General features: G+C 53.0%; 16 protein-coding genes. 7 read left to right on the top strand and 9 right to left on the bottom strand.

The features are described from left to right. The first annotated feature begins 41 nt into the window (after nucleotides 1-41). Both JHD74_RS04000 and yciA read left to right on the top strand, forming a co-directional pair. Entirely contained in the window at nucleotides 42-581 is a 540-nt protein-coding gene (locus tag JHD74_RS04000) for a septation protein A (protein WP_021181242.1), read from the top strand. Next, entirely contained in the window at nucleotides 581-1,003 is a 423-nt protein-coding gene (gene yciA, locus JHD74_RS04005) for an acyl-CoA thioester hydrolase YciA (RefSeq protein WP_024529246.1), read from the top strand. Before JHD74_RS04000 ends, yciA begins: the two co-directional genes overlap by 1 nt. Before the next feature lie 48 nt (nucleotides 1,004-1,051). Here yciA and tonB read toward each other — a convergent pair whose 3' ends face one another. Next, nucleotides 1,052-1,798 (bottom strand): TonB system transport protein TonB, encoded by a 747-nt coding sequence (gene tonB / locus JHD74_RS04010; RefSeq protein WP_024529245.1) that lies wholly within the window; start codon nucleotides 1,796-1,798, stop codon nucleotides 1,052-1,054. A 319-nt stretch (nucleotides 1,799-2,117) separates the two neighbouring features. On the opposite strand from tonB, the gene JHD74_RS04015 reads away from it, so the two are divergent. After that, nucleotides 2,118-2,414 carry a YciI family protein gene (locus tag JHD74_RS04015; RefSeq protein WP_074029221.1) on the top strand — a complete coding sequence of 99 codons (297 nt, stop codon included), beginning with the start codon at nucleotides 2,118-2,120 and terminating at the stop codon, nucleotides 2,412-2,414. Nucleotides 2,415-2,529: 115 nt separating this feature from the next. Here JHD74_RS04015 and JHD74_RS04020 read toward each other — a convergent pair whose 3' ends face one another. Then, on the bottom strand, nucleotides 2,530-3,087 hold the full coding sequence (locus JHD74_RS04020) for a TetR/AcrR family transcriptional regulator (RefSeq protein WP_065685693.1): 558 nt from the start codon (nucleotides 3,085-3,087) through the stop codon (nucleotides 2,530-2,532). A 120-nt stretch (nucleotides 3,088-3,207) separates the two neighbouring features. Between JHD74_RS04020 and JHD74_RS04025 the strand changes: the two genes are divergently transcribed. Together JHD74_RS04025 and JHD74_RS04030 are read left to right on the top strand one after the other, a co-directional pair. Continuing rightward, entirely contained in the window at nucleotides 3,208-4,704 is a 1,497-nt protein-coding gene (locus JHD74_RS04025; RefSeq protein WP_199061763.1) for an MFS transporter, read from the top strand. A gap of 240 nt (nucleotides 4,705-4,944) precedes the next feature. After that, complete coding sequence (locus tag JHD74_RS04030; RefSeq protein ID WP_021181236.1) at nucleotides 4,945-5,436, top strand: Dps family protein; 492 nt, start codon at nucleotides 4,945-4,947, stop codon at nucleotides 5,434-5,436. Nucleotides 5,437-5,485: 49 nt separating this feature from the next. On the opposite strand, the gene JHD74_RS04035 is transcribed toward JHD74_RS04030, so the two are convergent. Continuing rightward, the gene (locus tag JHD74_RS04035; protein ID WP_004945296.1) at nucleotides 5,486-5,662 is read right to left on the bottom strand and encodes a YciY family protein; all 177 of its coding nucleotides are present in this window, start codon (nucleotides 5,660-5,662) and stop codon (nucleotides 5,486-5,488) included. 236 nt (nucleotides 5,663-5,898) lie between these two features. On the opposite strand from JHD74_RS04035, the gene cls reads away from it, so the two are divergent. Together cls and JHD74_RS04045 are read left to right on the top strand one after the other, a co-directional pair. Continuing rightward, nucleotides 5,899-7,359: a cardiolipin synthase gene (gene cls, locus JHD74_RS04040; protein ID WP_024529241.1), complete on the top strand. Its 1,461-nt coding sequence runs from the start codon at nucleotides 5,899-5,901 to the stop codon at nucleotides 7,357-7,359. A 56-nt stretch (nucleotides 7,360-7,415) separates the two neighbouring features. Then, nucleotides 7,416-7,739 (top strand): HI1450 family dsDNA-mimic protein, encoded by a 324-nt coding sequence (locus JHD74_RS04045; RefSeq protein ID WP_021181235.1) that lies wholly within the window; start codon nucleotides 7,416-7,418, stop codon nucleotides 7,737-7,739. Between the two features lie 60 nt (nucleotides 7,740-7,799). Here JHD74_RS04045 and oppF read toward each other — a convergent pair whose 3' ends face one another. The 6 genes from oppF to JHD74_RS04075 form a co-directional block, all read right to left on the bottom strand. Beyond that, nucleotides 7,800-8,798 carry a murein tripeptide/oligopeptide ABC transporter ATP binding protein OppF gene (gene oppF / locus JHD74_RS04050; RefSeq protein ID WP_046808294.1) on the bottom strand — a complete coding sequence of 333 codons (999 nt, stop codon included), beginning with the start codon at nucleotides 8,796-8,798 and terminating at the stop codon, nucleotides 7,800-7,802. After that, nucleotides 8,795-9,787, bottom strand: a complete 993-nt coding sequence (locus JHD74_RS04055; RefSeq protein ID WP_065685690.1) for an ABC transporter ATP-binding protein — start codon at nucleotides 9,785-9,787, stop codon at nucleotides 8,795-8,797. Before JHD74_RS04055 ends, oppF begins: the two co-directional genes overlap by 4 nt. Nucleotides 9,788-9,798: 11 nt before the next feature. Then, nucleotides 9,799-10,704 (bottom strand): oligopeptide ABC transporter permease OppC, encoded by a 906-nt coding sequence (oppC, locus tag JHD74_RS04060; protein WP_024528795.1) that lies wholly within the window; start codon nucleotides 10,702-10,704, stop codon nucleotides 9,799-9,801. A 15-nt stretch (nucleotides 10,705-10,719) separates the two neighbouring features. Next, a complete protein-coding gene (gene oppB, locus JHD74_RS04065) occupies nucleotides 10,720-11,640 on the bottom strand; it encodes an oligopeptide ABC transporter permease OppB (protein WP_024528794.1) in 921 nt (306 codons plus the stop codon). Nucleotides 11,641-11,722: 82 nt separating this feature from the next. Continuing rightward, nucleotides 11,723-13,360 (bottom strand): oligopeptide ABC transporter substrate-binding protein OppA, encoded by a 1,638-nt coding sequence (gene oppA / locus JHD74_RS04070; RefSeq protein WP_074029223.1) that lies wholly within the window; start codon nucleotides 13,358-13,360, stop codon nucleotides 11,723-11,725. 152 nt (nucleotides 13,361-13,512) lie between these two features. Next, on the bottom strand, nucleotides 13,513-15,150 hold the full coding sequence (locus JHD74_RS04075; RefSeq protein ID WP_199061765.1) for an ABC transporter substrate-binding protein: 1,638 nt from the start codon (nucleotides 15,148-15,150) through the stop codon (nucleotides 13,513-13,515). Nucleotides 15,151-15,731: the final 581 nt, after the last annotated feature.

Raw genomic sequence — 15,731 nt, forward strand, 5'->3', positions numbered from 1 at the left:
TTCCGGTATAGTCGCCCGATGAACCTTTGATGGATTGATTTATGAAGCAGTTTCTTGATTTTCTACCCCTGATTGTCTTTTTTGCCTTTTATAAGCTTTACGATATCTACGTCGCCTCGGGTGCCTTGATCGTCGCCACCGCCCTGGCACTGGTCTTTACCTGGCTGAAATATCGCAAGGTAGAGAAGATGACGCTGATCACCTTTGCCATGGTCGCCGTATTCGGCACCTTGACCCTGGTGTTTCACAACGACCTGTTTATCAAATGGAAGGTCACGGTCATCTACACCCTGTTTGCCCTGGCGCTGCTGATCAGCCAGCTGATACTGAAAAAGCCGCTGATCCAACGCATGCTCGGTAAAGAGCTGACCCTGCCGGACAGCGTCTGGAACCACCTTAACATTGCCTGGGCCCTGTTCTTCCTGGCCTGCGGCTTGGCCAATATCTATGTGGCATTCTGGATGCCGCAGGACGTTTGGGTTAACTTCAAGGTATTTGGCCTGACCGTGCTGACGCTGGTCTTCACCCTGTTGAGCGGGATCTATATTTACCGTCATATGCCTGAAGAGCAGAAGAAATAATGGCCGAACAACGACCTTTGCCTAGCGGTGAGCTGGTGCTGCGTACGCTGGCCATGCCGGCAGATACCAATGCCAACGGTGATATCTTTGGCGGCTGGCTGATGTCGCAAATGGACATCGGCGGCGCGATCCTGGCCAAAGAGATAGCCGAAGGGCGCGTGGTAACCGTGCGGGTAGACGGCATGACCTTTCTCAAACCGGTCGCTGTAGGTGACGTGGTGTGCTGCTATGCCAACTGTATCCGCAGTGGCCGCAGCTCGATTACCATCAATGTGGAAGTTTGGGTCAAGAAAGTGTCTTCTGCCCCAATCGGCCAGCGCTACCGTGCCACGGAAGCGGTCTTTACCTATGTAGCGGTAGATGACGGCGGTAGCCCTCGTGCCCTGCCAGACGGCAAGATGAACTTCCGCGTTGGCGAGTAAGCCTACGCCAGATAGCAAAAAGGTCGCAAACGCGACCTTTTTTATTGCTTACTCGACCGTTGAACCTTCCATTTTGAAGACGATGGTCTTCGTCAGGTTCTGCGCAGTTTTGGCTTCATAGCGCCATTTACGCATTGCCTGCTTCACCTCACGCTCGAACATATTACGTGGTTCCGCAGACAGAATACGCACGTTAGTCACACGCCCGTCACTATCGACATCGAACTGAACCTTGACCTTGCCTTCAATCTGCAACGCCTGGGCGCGCGGTGGATACATCGGTTTGCCGATGCTCAGAGCTTTCGGCCCCAACTCACGGGAAGTCCCCGGCGCGGGTGCTGATGGTGCTTGTTTAACCGGTGCCTTATCGATCGGCTTGGCTTCGGATTGATTGTCGAACGGCGAAGGTTCACGCGGTTCGGTCTTCTTCACTTCACGCTTGACCGGCTTCTCTACCTTCGGCTTCGGTTTTGGCTTCGGCTTGGGTTTCTCCGGCTCCGGTTTAGGAATGGCTACCGGTACTGGCGGTGGCGGCTCGGGCTCCGGGATCGGTTCTGGTTCTGGCTCAGGTTCTACCTGCGGCTCCGGTTCCGCCGCAGCCGGCGGTGGCGGTTCTGCCAACGCGGTCATATTCACCATCATGACGCTGATAGGGGCATCTTCCTGCTTAGGCAGCTCCAACACTTCGTTGACGGAAGCGTAGAGCAAGGCGGCCACCAGGGCACTGTGCAAACCAACGGAGAGGACAATTGGCACGGAAATTCGGCGAATAAGGAACATTTTGTTTAGCGGCATAATGATTCTGTTTCCTCTGGTGCGCCAAGTTTAAATGCAAATAGCAATCATATTCAATAACGAAAGACAAACTATCGCTTTAATCGGCATCATTAGGCGCTAAAACCAGCAAACTCATAGGGATATTAACGTTTAATTAGCCTTTTATTGAGCTTTTCATACGGATTGTTAACCACTATGTCCCCTCACTCGTCATTAGCAGCACACGCCGTTATCCTCAGCACGGTAATGAATTTTTATCTGGATTGGCATTCCCTTGTCACAGGTTTTGCGCTACTTTGTGATTACCGTTGTATGGCAATGATTTTAAAGGTGAAATATGCTTTATCTGATCTACGCACAAGACGTACCTGGCACGCTGGAACAGCGCATGGCCGTTCGCCCCACCCATCTGGCTCGCCTGCAAGCGCTGCGTGATGAAGGCCGGTTGGTGGTCGCTGGCCCTAACCCGGCTATCGATAGCAACGATCCAGGCCAGGCTGGATTTACCGGTTCTACCGTGATCGCCGAGTTCCCTTCGCTGGAGGCGGCAAAATCCTGGGCATCACAAGACCCGTACGTAGACGCTGGCGTATACGGCGAAGTCACGGTGAAACCGTTCAAGCAGGTATTTTAAGCAAAAAAAAGCCAGCACGGAGGTGGCTGGCTAAAAGTGGGTTCTTCGAGGTAATATCTTTATTCGCTAAACATACTCGCCAAGCGGAGCGATCGCCATCTATCAGTGTGATAGGTCAACCATTGCGAGCCGTATCGGTAAGAACCCACTTTTGTAGATCGGCAAACATCGCCTCCCATTCCTGCTGAGTAATATCCATGAAGCCGAAGAAGCGCAGCATGAAGGCTCCCTCGGTAGCCAAGAAGGCCAGGCGCGCCTTTCTCCCCGCTTCGGTGGTCAGATCCAAACCTGCTATGCGGCTGCGATACCATTCTCGCGTACTGTCCAGATGTTCTGGCGTCTGAATTAACGTCGCCATCAACCCGGCTGCCTTGGCGCTGGAAGCCTGATCCGAACTACGGGTAGCCTGCATATGCGCCTGGACGATGGTTAACGGGTCCGGATCGCTGCCCGCGATATCGTCAAAAACCTGCTCATAAACCTTGCCCCAACGGTCAAACATCGCATCGATAAGCGCATCTTTGCTACCAAAGCAATATTGCACTCCCCCCTTGGAGATCCCCATGGCTTTAGCCACCGAATCGATGGTTAACCCTGCTGCACCTTGGGTCGCCACAATCTCTTCTGCGGTATCCAACACCTTGTCACGATCGATACTCCGTTGACGCCCCATTGAGAAAGCCCCTTTTCAATACGTACGTATGGATTTATATTATAGCAGTATACCACCGGTGCTACTGGGTGGTTACCGTAAGGTGACGCAGCCGCGTCATCGGTTACTAGGATACTCTTTATGCACGCCCAAAACCGCTGGCTGATCCTGGCAATGATCTCCAGTGCGCTATTTTTAATCATTACTGATATGACGGTGCTTTACACCGCGTTGCCGCGCCTGACCCAGGCATTGGATGCCACAGCTTCGCAAAAACTGTGGATCGTTAACGCCTACCCGTTGGTGGTTGCTGGCCTGCTGCCCGGAGCTGGCATGTTAAGCGACCGTCTTGGCCACAAGAAAATGTTTATCGCCGGTTTGCCGGTCTTTGCCTTGGCCTCACTGTGCGCCGCGTTCTCCCCCAGTGCCGAGCTGCTGATTGCGTCACGGGCTTTCCTGGCCATCGGGGCCGCGATGATGATGCCTGCCACGCTATCCATCGTGCGCCACGTCTTTACCGATGAGCGTGAGCGTGCGCTGGCAATTGGCATCTGGGCCGCAGTGGCCTCCGGTGCCGCCGCGCTTGGCCCGGTGGTAGGCGGCGTTCTGCTGTCCTATTTCTGGTGGGGCTCGGTATTTCTGATCAACGTGCCGGTGGTGATGCTGGTCCTGCCGCTGGCGGTCTATCTGATCCCTCGTTGCGGTGGAGACAGCCAACGCCCCTGCGACTTTATTAGCTCGCTACAGATCATGTTCGGCCTGGTGGCGTCGATCTATGCGCTGAAAGAGCTGAGCAAACCCGCGTTCTCCCTGAGTGACTTCGCCATTGCGGCGGCGCTCGGTACGCTGTTCCTGACCCTGTTTGTCCGCCGTCAGCAACGGACGCAATACCCCATGATCGATTTCTCACTGTTCCGTAATCGCCTGTTTGCCAGCGGTGTCGGTGTAGCGATCGTTTCAATGATCGCGCTGATCGGGGTCGAACTGGTGTTAAGCCAACGGTTACAGTTGGTGCTAGGCATGACGCCGCTGCTGGCCGCGTTGTTTATTTTACCCATTCCGGTAGCCTCTGCTCTGGCTGGCCCGTTGGCCGGGGCCTTGCTACCGCGTTACGGCGAACGCTCCATGTTGGTAGGCGGCTTTATTCTCACCGCCTTAGGCATTGCGGGTGTCGCCCTGTGGTATCAAGGCAACGTCATTATGCAGTTGGTCTGCCTGTTTGTGGTGGGCTTTGGCCTCGGCGGTGCCATCACCGCTGCCTCAACGGCCATTATGCTCAATGCCCCCGAAGACAAGGCGGGCATGGTCGCCGCCATTGAAGATGTCTCGTGGGAGTTGGGTGGCGTGTTAGGCGTCACGCTACTGGGCGGGTTGATGACGGCGGTCTATAGCCACAGCCTGGTATTGCCTGCCAATCTGCCCGTAGGCGATCTCGCTTATGACAGCATTGATGAGGCATTACGGTTAGCCGGAAACATGGGGGCGGATAGCGCAGAAAGGCTGACCCAGCTGGCTAGAGGTGCCTTTGATCAGGCCTTTATTGCCGTACTGATCGCGGCAGCGCTGCTGACTACCCTGAGTGCCGGGGTATTAAAGTTTGCTTTGCGCAAAAAGTCACCGCATTATTTTAATCGCTAACGTTAAGTGGGCGCTGTATGCAGCGCCCACTCAAGCCGGTTGAGGAATATCGGTTGTCTTCTTATACTTTTGTGGCTTGCTCAAGTAACAACGCTGCGGCTTGAAAGACGACGGGTAAATTGGTTTGAGCGATTGAATTGATGCTTAGTAGCAACTTTAACCTTATGATAGATCCGGTTAACCTGTTTTGTATGGATATCAATCTAGATAATCGAAACAAATAATCAGGAGAAGATTATTATGGCAACGGCAAAGAAAGCGACCAAGACTCATATCGGCCTGGACACCAAACAATCAGCAAAACTCTCTGAAGCACTGAACGCCCTACTGGCTAACTACCAGGTGCTGTACATGAACGTGCGCGGTTACCATTGGAATATTTCCGGCCCGCACTTCTTTGAACTGCACGTCAAGTTTGAAGAAACCTACAATGACCTGCTGACCAAGGTGGATGAGCTGGCAGAGCGTATTCTGACTCTGGGTTCACAGCCTCGCCACGCCTTCAGTGACTATCTGAAAACGGCGGATATCAAGGAAGACACCAATGTGACCGACGATAAAGGCACCCTGCGCGGCTTGCTGGAAGGTTACGCCATTTTGTTGCAACAACAGCGCGAACTACTGACGCTGGCCGCAGAGGCCGGTGACGAAGGTACCTCTTCACTGATGAGCGATTACATCAAAGAGCAGGAAAAACAGGTGTGGATGTTGAACGCCTATCTGGGTAAATAATCCAGGTCCAGCAAATAGCAGAACAGCCCGTTACGGGCTGTTCTTTTTTTTACCACTCATAAGCCACAACGAACAATAAGGCTCTGCGATGTTGATCGTCTAAACGACGGCGAACACGAATGATATGCCGATTGCTGCACGACTGGCGCTCCAGCCAACGGTGCCTGCGCCGCTGGCTCTGCCGTAACATCCTCCAGCGGCCCACTTCATTTCTACTGCGTCTCATTTTACGTTACCCATCAATGCCAACCGCCGGCATTATAGCCCTTTCAACGCGCGATCCAAGTCGAGCGTTGACCACCGTCACCCTCCCACAGACGACAAAAAGTATGGTTTTTATTTTCAGCAAGTCCCTTTAGTCAATCATTTTTATGTAACTTAACTACCGAGAAAAGGTTTCACCTTTGTTGTTCTGTGCGTACACTCATTATTGGTGGCTTACGAACGGAAATTTTTGCCTTTATGACAACCTTTTATACCGTAATTAGTTGGCTCTTGGTGTTTGGCTACTGGCTGCTTATCGCCGGGGTCACATTGCGTATTCTGATGAAACGACGCACGGTGCCTTCGGCCATGGCCTGGCTGCTGGTGATCTATATTCTGCCATTGGTCGGTATCGTTGCTTATTTATCCTTTGGCGAACTGCACTTGGGCAAGCGCCGCGCAGAGAGAGCCAAGGCCATGTGGCCTTCAACCGCTCGCTGGTTGAATGAGCTTAAAGGAAGCAGCCGGATTTTTGCTACCGAATATAGTGAAGTGGCCCGCCCGCTGTTCCAGCTTTGCCACCACCGCCAAGGTATTGATGGCGTCAAAGGCAATCAGCTACAGCTGCTGACGACCACCGATTCAACGATGAATGCCCTGGTGCGGGATATCGAGCTGGCACGTCATAATATCGAGATGGTGTTTTACATCTGGCAACCCGGTGGGCTGGTCGATCAGGTTGCCGAATCATTGATGGCCGCCGCACGCCGTGGCGTACATTGCCGTTTGATGCTGGACTCGGCTGGCAGCGTACAGTTCTTCCGCAGCCCTTATCCCAGCATGATGCGTAACGCCGGTATCGAAGTGGTTGAGTCACTCAAGGTTAACCTGTTCCGCGTATTCCTGCGGCGTATGGACCTGAGACAACATCGCAAAGTGGTGCTGATCGACAATTACATCGCCTACACCGGCAGTATGAATATGGTCGATCCACGCTTCTTCAAGCAGGATGCCGGGGTTGGTCAATGGATCGACCTGATGGCACGTATGGAAGGCCCGGTGGCAACCACGATGGGTATCGTTTACGCCTGTGACTGGGAGATCGAAACCGGCAAGCGCATTCTACCACCGCCGCCAGACGTGAATATCATGCCGTTTGAACAGGAAAGCGGCCACACCATCCAGGTTATTGCCTCCGGCCCGGGCTTCCCGGAAGAGATGATCCATCAGGCGCTGTTGACGGCGGTCTATTCTGCGCGTGAACAGTTGATCATGACCACTCCCTACCTGGTGCCAAGCGACGATCTGCTGCACGCCATCTGCACGGCAGCGCTGCGTGGCGTTGACGTCAGCATTATCGTCCCACGCAACAACGACTCAATGATGGTGCGCTGGGCCAGCCGAGCCTTCTTCTCAGAACTGCTGGAAGCGGGCGTGAAGATTTATCAGTTTGAAGGCGGGTTGTTGCACACCAAGAGCGTGTTGGTCGATGGCCAGCTCAGCCTGGTCGGCACGGTCAATCTGGATATGCGCAGCCTGTGGCTGAACTTTGAGATCACCCTGGTGATTGACGACAGCGGTTTTGGTGCCGATCTGGCCTGCGTGCAAGATGATTACATCGCCCGCTCGCAGCTGTTGGACGCCAAGCAATGGTTGAAGCGCCCTTACTGGCACCGCCTGGTCGAACGCCTGTTTTACTTTTTCAGCCCGTTGCTGTAAAAGCGGCAACGAGCATGGTTTAATAACCTCAAATCATTTGTTATCAGGATTTTTATATGGACTTGAATAATCGCCTTACCGAAGATGAAACGCTGGAACAAGCCTACGACATCTTCCTGGAGTTGGCCGGCGACAATCTGGATCCCGCGGATATTCTGCTGTTCAATTTACAGTTTGAAGAGCGCGGCGGTGCCGAGCTGTACGATCCGGCAGAGGACTGGCAGGAGCACGTGGATTACGATCTGAATCCGGACTTTTTTGCCGAGGTCGTTATCGGCCTGGCGGACAGCGATGGCGAGCCTATCAACGATGTCTTTGCCCGCGTGCTGATCTGCCGCGAGAAAGATAACAAGCTGTGCCACATTTTGTGGAAAGAATAAGCCGGTTAACGGTATAAAAAAACCTGCCAAATGGCAGGTTTTTTATTATTAATCAACCCATTACAACGGATCAACTTTCAGGCACGATACCGCATGACGGAAGCTGCCTTCCAGCAATGGACGCGTTTTAGCGCATTCCGGTCCGGCAATCGGGCAACGGGTGCGGAATACACAGCCCGAAGGTGGATTGATTGGCGATGGCAGTTCCCCTTCCAGCAGTTGGATCTGCTTTTCCTTCTCCTTGTCAGGATCCGGCACCGGAACCGCCGACATCAGCGCCTTGGTATAGGGGTGCTGCGGGTTATGATAGACTTCATCATAGGTGCCCAGCTCCACCGCATGGCCTAAATACATCACCAGCACCCGATCGGAAATGTGTTTAACCACCGCCAGATCGTGAGCGATAAAGATTAGCGATAACCCCATCTCGCGCTGCAATTGCTGCAACAGATTCACCACCTGCGCCTGAATAGACACGTCCAAGGCGGAGACCGGCTCATCACAAATCACCAGTTTCGGTTCCAGGATCAAGGCGCGGGCGATGCCAATACGCTGGCACTGGCCGCCGGAGAATTCATGCGGATAACGGTTGATCAGGTTCGGCAACAGGCCCACCTTCAACATCATCGCTTTAACTTTATCCTTCACTTCCTGACGCGGCATTTTCGGATTATAGGTACGCAGCGGTTCGGCAATGATCTCACCGATAGTCATACGCGGGTTCAGCGAGGCCAGCGGATCCTGGAAAATCATCTGAATATCGCTACGCGTCTTGCGCCAATCGGCATCGTTCATGCCCAGCAGATCTTTGCCCAACCAGGCAACGCGGCCACTGGTCGCCTTCACCAGGCCGATAATTGCCCGTGCGAAGGTGGATTTACCGCAGCCTGACTCCCCTACCACCCCTAGCGTTTCGCCTTCGAACAGGCGCACAGTGACACCGTCCACCGCCTTCAGCGTTTTAGGTGCCTGCCAGAACCACTGCTTGTCATCATGAATATCAAAGTGAACTTTCAGGTCTGCGACTTCCAGCAGCACTCTTTTATCGGTTGCGGTCATACCAACGCCTCCACTGGCTTGAAACAGGCGCGCAGGCGCCCCTCACCAAACTGCTCCAATGGCGGAGCACTCGCGCACTGCTCCATCGCATACGGACAACGCGGTTGGAACGGACAGCCTTTTGGCAAACGCAGCAGGTTCGGCGGATTACCAGGGATGGTCATCAACGCTTCACCTTCGGCATCCAGACGTGGCACCGCATTGAGCAGGCCGATGGAATACGGGTGGCTCGGATGATAAAACACATCGCGAGCGCTACCGTATTCCATGGTGCGGCCAGCGTACATCACCAAGACCTTGTTGCAGATCCCGGCAACAACGCCCAAATCATGGGTGATCATGATGATCGCCGTATTGAATTCACGCTTCAGTTCGTTTAGCAGCGTCATGATCTGTGCCTGCACGGTAACGTCTAGCGCCGTGGTTGGCTCATCGGCAATCAGCAGTTTTGGCCGACATAGCAACGCCATGGCGATCATCACGCGCTGGCGCATCCCGCCGGAAAACTCATGCGGATACATACGCATACGCTTACGGGCTTCCGGCATTTTGACCGCATCCAGCATGCGGACCGACTCTTCAAACGCCTCGCTTTTGCTCATTTTCTTATGCAGCATCAGCACTTCCATCAACTGCTCGCCAACCCGCATATAAGGGTTCAATGAGGTCATCGGGTCTTGGAAGATCATCGAGATCTCTTCGGCCCGCAGCTTGTTGAGCTGGCTTTCTGGCAGGTTGAGAATTTCACGTCCGTTGAATTTTGCCGAGCCACCGATGCGGCCATTGCTGGCCAGCAGGCCCATCAACGCAAATGCCGTCTGTGACTTGCCGGAACCCGACTCCCCAACGATACCCAAGGTTTCACCCGCGCGTAGATCGAAGTTGAGATCGTTCACCGCGGTGACATCGCCGTCTGGCGTACCGAACGTCACACGCAGATCTTTGACGTCCAGCAGCAGTCCGTTTTGTGGTTGAGAATTAATGCTCATGGTTGCACTCCTTAACGATCTTTCGGGTCGAGGGCATCACGCAGGCCATCGCCGATAAAGTTGAAACAAAACAGAGTGATAACCAGGAAACAGGCTGGGAACAGCAGCAACCACGGCGATACTTCCATCGAGTTGGCGCCATCGCTCAACAATGCGCCCCAACTGCTCAACGGCTCCTGAGTGCCTAGCCCCAGGAAGCTGAGGAAGGACTCAAACAGGATCATGCTCGGCACCAGCAGCGAGGCGTATACCACCACCACGCCCAGTACGTTCGGCACGATATGCCGCAGGACGATATTGCGAGTCGATACGCCGCACACCAGCGCCGCTTCGATAAACTCTTTACGTTTAAGGCTGAGCGTCTGCCCGCGCACGATACGTGCCATATCCAGCCACGACACCATGCCGATCGCCACAAAGATCAGCAGGATATTTTGCCCAAAGAAGGTCACCAGCAGGATCACAAAGAACATAAACGGGAAGGAGTTCAGGATCTCCAGCAAACGCATCATCACCGAGTCGATCTTGCCGCCCAGATAGCCAGACAGAGAACCGTACAAGGTGCCTAGTACCACAGCCACCAGCGCCGCAGCCACGCCCACCATCAGCGAGATGCGTCCACCAATGGCCACGCGCACCAGCAGGTCACGCCCTGAGGAGTCAGTACCGAAATAGTGCCCCGACTCCAGGTTAGGCGCGGCGGACATCATTGCCCAATCGGTGTCATCATAAGCAAACTGCGACAGCCAGGGGGCACAGATCACAAACAGGGTGATCAGCGCTAACACAAACAGGCTGGTCACCGCCGCACGGTTGTGCATAAAGCGGCGACGAGCATCCTGCCACAGACTGCGCCCTTCAACTTCCAGCTGTTCGCTGAAGTTTTCCAGAGCTTCGCTGTTCTTTTTCGTCAACATCTTGCGTGCTCCAGCTTAGTAACGGATTTTCGGATCGATCACGGCATACAGCACGTCAACGATCGCGTTAAACAGGATGGTCAAGCCGCCGACCAGAATGGTCAGGCTCAACACCAGCGAATAGTCACGGTTCAGTGCACCGTTAACGAACAACTGACCAATTCCTGGCAGGCCGTAGATGGTTTCAATTACCATCGAACCGGTGATAATCCCGACAAACGCGGGCCCCATATACGACAGCACCGGCAGCAGCGCAGGTTTTAATGCGTGGCGCAGAATGATACGGCGCATCGGCAAACCTTTGGCACGGGCGGTACGGATAAAGTTGGAGTGCAGCACTTCAATCATCGAGCCACGAGTGATACGGGCGATGCTGGCGATATAAGCCAAAGACAGTGCCACCATAGGCAGGATCATGAACTTCAGCGCCCCACCATTCCAGCCCCCACCGGGCAACCACTTCAAGGTGATGGCGAATATCAACACCAGTAAGGGGGCGACAACAAAGCTGGGGATCACCACACCGGTCATGGCGAACCCCATCACCGTATAGTCCCACTTGGTATTCTGCTTCAACGCAGCAATGACGCCAGCGCTCACTCCCAGCACCACCGCCAGTACAAATGCGGCGAAGCCCAGTTTGGCAGAGACCGGGAAAGATGCCTTGACCAGGTCATTGACCGAATAATCTTTGTATTTGAACGAAGGGCCGAAATCGCCTTTCGACAGTTGCACCAAATAATGCCCGTACTGTTTCCAGATCGGATCGTTAAGGTGATATTTGGCTTCAATGTTAGCCAATACTTCAGGTGGCAGCGCGCGCTCACCGGTAAATGGGCTACCGGGTGCAAGACGCATCATAAAGAACGAGATGGTGATGAGGATAAATAGTGTCGGGATCGCCTCTAACAAGCGACGAAAGATAAATTTAAGCATTGCCCTAACCCTGTGTTTGAGCCTGATAACGGCTTATAGTCTTAAAATAGGCTGGCGACCCGTGTCGCCAGCCCTGGCCGCATCAATGCTTGATGATGTACAGGTTTTTATCGTAAACGTTATCAAGTGGGTCTTTGCCGGAGTAACCCCCCACGTAAGGTTTCACCAGGCGAGCATTCACATAGTAATAAAGCGGAACGATAGCAGAGTCTTTATCCAGCTGAACTTCGGCTTTCTGATACAGGCCGGCACGCTCTTCTTTGGTTTTCGCCGTCAACACGTTAGCCATCAACTTGTCGAATTCTGCACTCTTATAGTGCGGAGTGTTACTGCTACTGTCCGACAACATCATGTTCAAGAAGGAGCTTGGTTCGTTGTAGTCGGCACACCAGCCAGCACGTGATACGTCATAGGTGCCCTGATGACGTGTATCCAGGAAGGTTTTCCACTCCTGGTTCACCAGCTTCACGTCCACACCCAGGTTTTTCTTCCAGATAGACGCGGCAGCAATGGCCAGTTTCTTATGCAGATCGGAAGTGTTGTACAGCAATGAGAAGGTCAGCGGTTTGCCTGGGCCATAACCGGCTTCGGCCAGCAGTTTTTTGGCTTCTTCATTACGCTTTTCCTGCGTCCAGCCAAACCACTCTGGCGGGGTCAACTTGGCACCGTCGGTGTAAGGAGGAGTAAAGCTGTAAGCTGGCAGGTCACCCTGGTTCTTCACCTTGTTGACGATAATGTCGCGATCCATCCCCAGCTTCAGCGCTTCACGAACGCGAGCATCGGTGAACGGTGCTTTTTGGTTGTTGATTTCGTAGTAATAAGTACACAGGTAAGGATCAACGTGCACTTCGTTCGGGATCTCTTTTTTCAGCTTCTGGAACAGTTCGATCGGCATGTTGTTATAGGTCATGTCGATTTCGCCGGTACGGTAGCGGTTGACGTCAGTGACTTCTGAAGCGATCGGCAGGAAGGTGACTTTATTAATGATAGTTTTGGCGTTATCCCAGTATTGCGGGTTACGTTCCAGCACGATACGTTCGTTAACCACCCAGTCTTTCAGCTTGTATGCGCCGTTGCTGACGTAGTTCTGTGGCAAGGTCCACTTTTCACCAAACTTCTCTACCGCTTCTTTATTCACCGGCTTCATGGCGTAGTGTGGGGTCATTTCTACCAGATACGGAACCGGCTCGGTCAGCGTCACCTGGAAGGTATGATCGTCGATGGCTTTCACGCCCAGCGTCGATTTGTCTTTTTTACCCGCGATGATGTCATCCACGTTTTCTACGTGGGCATATTGCAGATAGCTGGCATAAGGAGAGGCGGTTTTTGGATCAACCAAACGCTGCCAGCTATACACGAAATCTTGTGCCGTTACCGGCTCACCGTTCGACCATTTGGCGTCTTTACGCAGGTGGAAGGTCCACACTTTAAAATCTTTGTTGTCCCAGCTTTCTGCAGCCCCCGGCACCACTGAACCATCCAGGCTGTTATTTGCCAACCCTTCCATCAGATCGCGCGTCACGTTGTTTTCAGGCACGCCTTCGATCTTGTGCGGGTCTAGGGATTGTACTTCGGAACCGTTGTTCTTAACGATTTCCTGCTTGTCTGCCAGCTGTACGCCTGCTGGCACATCAGCCGCAAAAGCAGTTCCTGCCGCCGTAAAGCCTAGCGCCGCAATAATGCCTGCTGCCAGCAGGGACTTCTTAGTGATGTTGGTCATGTGTATAAACTCCAGTTTTTATTATCACAACTCCGTCGTGGGAGCTGCGTTGCCCGTTAACCGGGGGTTGCTATGGCTGGACGCCGTGGAACGAAACGGCGCTGCCTTTCCTGTGTATTACCGGCCGCTATCACCGCTGGTAACACCCTTCATTACTGCTTGATGATGTAAAAGTTTTTCAGATCGATATAGTCTTGCGGATCTTTGCCGGTGAAACCACCAACCGTAGGTTTGACCAGGCGCGCACTGACCCGATAATAAACCGGGACCAGTGCAGAATCTTTGTCCAGCAAGGTCTCGGCTTGTTGATAAATGGCACTGCGTGCAGCTGCGTCCGGCGCTTGCAGGGTGCTGGCCATCAGCGCATCGAACGCCGGGCTTTTATAGAAGAAGGTGTTATTGCTGCTGTTGGAAAGCAGCATATTCAGAAACGCGCTCGGTTCATTGTAATCCCCGCACCAGGTGGCACGGGCCACATCAAACTGCCCTTCATGACGGCTCTGTAGCGAGGTTTTCCACTCCTGATTTTGCAGTGTGACCTGTGCGCCGAGGTTCTTCTTCCACATTGAGGCGGCAGCAATGGCCTGCTGCTTATTTTGATCGGAGGTGTTGTACAACAGGGTAAATTTGAGCGGCTTCTCAGCGGTGAATCCCGCTTGAGAAAGCAGTTTCTTCGCTTCTTCGTTGCGTTTTTCCTGCGTCCACCCAGCCCACTCCGGCTGGCTGAAGTTGCCCCCCTCGGTAAAGGTTGGCGTAAAGCTGTAGGCGGGGATTTGGCCCTGGCCCATGATCTTGTTGGCAATAATGTCGCGATCCAGCGTCAATTTGACAGCCGCACGTACGCGCTCGTCGGTAAACGGCGCACGCTGATTGTTGATCTCATAATAGAAGGTGCACAGGTAAGGGTTAACGTGCAGCTGTTCTGGGATCTCGCGTTTCATTTTGGCATACAGATTCGGCGGGATGGCGCTATTGGTAATATCGATTTCACCGCTGCGGTAGCGGTTAATGTCGCTGACCTCGGAGGTCAACGGCAGGAACGTGGCCTGCTCGATCACCGTCTTGCTGTTATTCCAGTAGTTCGAACTGCGTACGAGCACGATACGTTCGTTGACGACCCACTCGGATAAGCGATATGCCCCGTTGCCCACGTAGTTCTGTGGCAGTGTCCACTTGTCGCCAAATTTCTCGACTACCGACTGTTTGACCGGCTTCATTGAGGTATGGGAAAGCATACTGACAAAATAGGGCACCGGCTCGCTGAGCGTCACCTTCAACGTTTTCTCATCAATGGCGCTGACACCAAGCGATTCAGGCGGTTTCTTACCGGCAAGAATAGCGTCAATATTTTCAATTCGTGCGTATTGCAGGTAGCTGGCATAAGGAGAGCCCGTTTTGGGATCCGCCAAGCGCTGCCAGCTGTAAACGAAATCCTGCGCAGTCACTGGGGAACCATCGCTCCATACCGCCCCTGGACGCAAGTGGAAGGTCCACGTCTGGTAATCGGTATTTTCCCAGTTTTCCGCCACCGCAGGGGCCAGATGGCCATTGGCATCGGTGCTGACCAACCCTTCCAGCAGGTTGAGGATAATATTGCTTTCAGGCGTTCCTTCGACCTTATGCGGATCCAACGAAGCGACTTCTGAACCGTTGTTGATCACCATGCGCTGCAGTGGTGCCAATTGCACACCGGCCGGAACCTCAACGGCCTGCAGGTTTTGGCTGGCGATCATCCCCAACACGGCGGCGATGATAACGGCCAACGGTTGATGCTTCGTGGTTTGCGGCATAGTACAGGCTCCTTTTCACTGCTAAGCAATAATGGTGAAATAGTTATCAAGCAGGCTAAATAAACAGATACCAGCAAAAATCATTCCTATCTGGCACGCCAAAGATAAGATTTTTCCGTCTGACAAGTTGCTCGGAAATTAGCAGAAGCAAAAATTCATAGCCAATAATTTTTACAGAAATGTTAAGCATTTCTCTTTTATTATCCCATAGCCCTACAGACACCTAGCCTTCCCACTTGCCCAGAGAGAGATTAATGCCATGATTTTATTAGATAAATAACAGCTTCACTTTTAACCTTTTCTTCTCAGATGAAAAAAACCACTCAAAAGAAACATTCAGTTAACAAAATCGCCGTTCAGAGAATAAACACCTGCCTATGCGTGGTTAATCACTAATAACACCTGTGTGAAACGGAGACAAGCCCTACAGAATGATGTGATTAAATTAACAACAGTTTTACCCATAGGGAGACAAAAACCCCCGCCACGGGGATTATAAAAGTGGAGAAAATAACATCTTGGTGCTTTATCAACCGATAAAGTGAGATTTGTGCCACAGGATTGGGCAATAGAATGAAAAG

It is taken from the genome of Serratia sp. ASV30, from assembly GCF_016428815.1.
Lineage (GTDB): Bacteria > Pseudomonadota > Gammaproteobacteria > Enterobacterales > Enterobacteriaceae > Chania > Chania fonticola_C.

Excerpts from the sequence above, each read along its gene's own strand:
- JHD74_RS04000 (WP_021181242.1), top strand. The coding sequence starts at position 42 with ATGAAGCAGTTTCTTGATTTTCTACCCCTGATTGTCTTTTTTGCCTTT.
- yciA (WP_024529246.1), top strand. The coding sequence starts at position 581 with ATGGCCGAACAACGACCTTTGCCTAGCGGTGAGCTGGTGCTGCGTACG.
- tonB (WP_024529245.1), bottom strand. The coding sequence starts at position 1,798 with ATGCCGCTAAACAAAATGTTCCTTATTCGCCGAATTTCCGTGCCAATT.
- JHD74_RS04015 (WP_074029221.1), top strand. The coding sequence starts at position 2,118 with ATGCTTTATCTGATCTACGCACAAGACGTACCTGGCACGCTGGAACAG.
- JHD74_RS04020 (WP_065685693.1), bottom strand. The coding sequence starts at position 3,087 with ATGGGGCGTCAACGGAGTATCGATCGTGACAAGGTGTTGGATACCGCA.
- JHD74_RS04025 (WP_199061763.1), top strand. The coding sequence starts at position 3,208 with ATGCACGCCCAAAACCGCTGGCTGATCCTGGCAATGATCTCCAGTGCG.
- JHD74_RS04030 (WP_021181236.1), top strand. The coding sequence starts at position 4,945 with ATGGCAACGGCAAAGAAAGCGACCAAGACTCATATCGGCCTGGACACC.
- JHD74_RS04035 (WP_004945296.1), bottom strand. The coding sequence starts at position 5,662 with ATGAGACGCAGTAGAAATGAAGTGGGCCGCTGGAGGATGTTACGGCAG.
- cls (WP_024529241.1), top strand. The coding sequence starts at position 5,899 with ATGACAACCTTTTATACCGTAATTAGTTGGCTCTTGGTGTTTGGCTAC.
- JHD74_RS04045 (WP_021181235.1), top strand. The coding sequence starts at position 7,416 with ATGGACTTGAATAATCGCCTTACCGAAGATGAAACGCTGGAACAAGCC.
- oppF (WP_046808294.1), bottom strand. The coding sequence starts at position 8,798 with ATGACCGCAACCGATAAAAGAGTGCTGCTGGAAGTCGCAGACCTGAAA.
- JHD74_RS04055 (WP_065685690.1), bottom strand. The coding sequence starts at position 9,787 with ATGAGCATTAATTCTCAACCACAAAACGGACTGCTGCTGGACGTCAAA.
- oppC (WP_024528795.1), bottom strand. The coding sequence starts at position 10,704 with ATGTTGACGAAAAAGAACAGCGAAGCTCTGGAAAACTTCAGCGAACAG.
- oppB (WP_024528794.1), bottom strand. The coding sequence starts at position 11,640 with ATGCTTAAATTTATCTTTCGTCGCTTGTTAGAGGCGATCCCGACACTA.
- oppA (WP_074029223.1), bottom strand. The coding sequence starts at position 13,360 with ATGACCAACATCACTAAGAAGTCCCTGCTGGCAGCAGGCATTATTGCG.
- JHD74_RS04075 (WP_199061765.1), bottom strand. The coding sequence starts at position 15,150 with ATGCCGCAAACCACGAAGCATCAACCGTTGGCCGTTATCATCGCCGCC.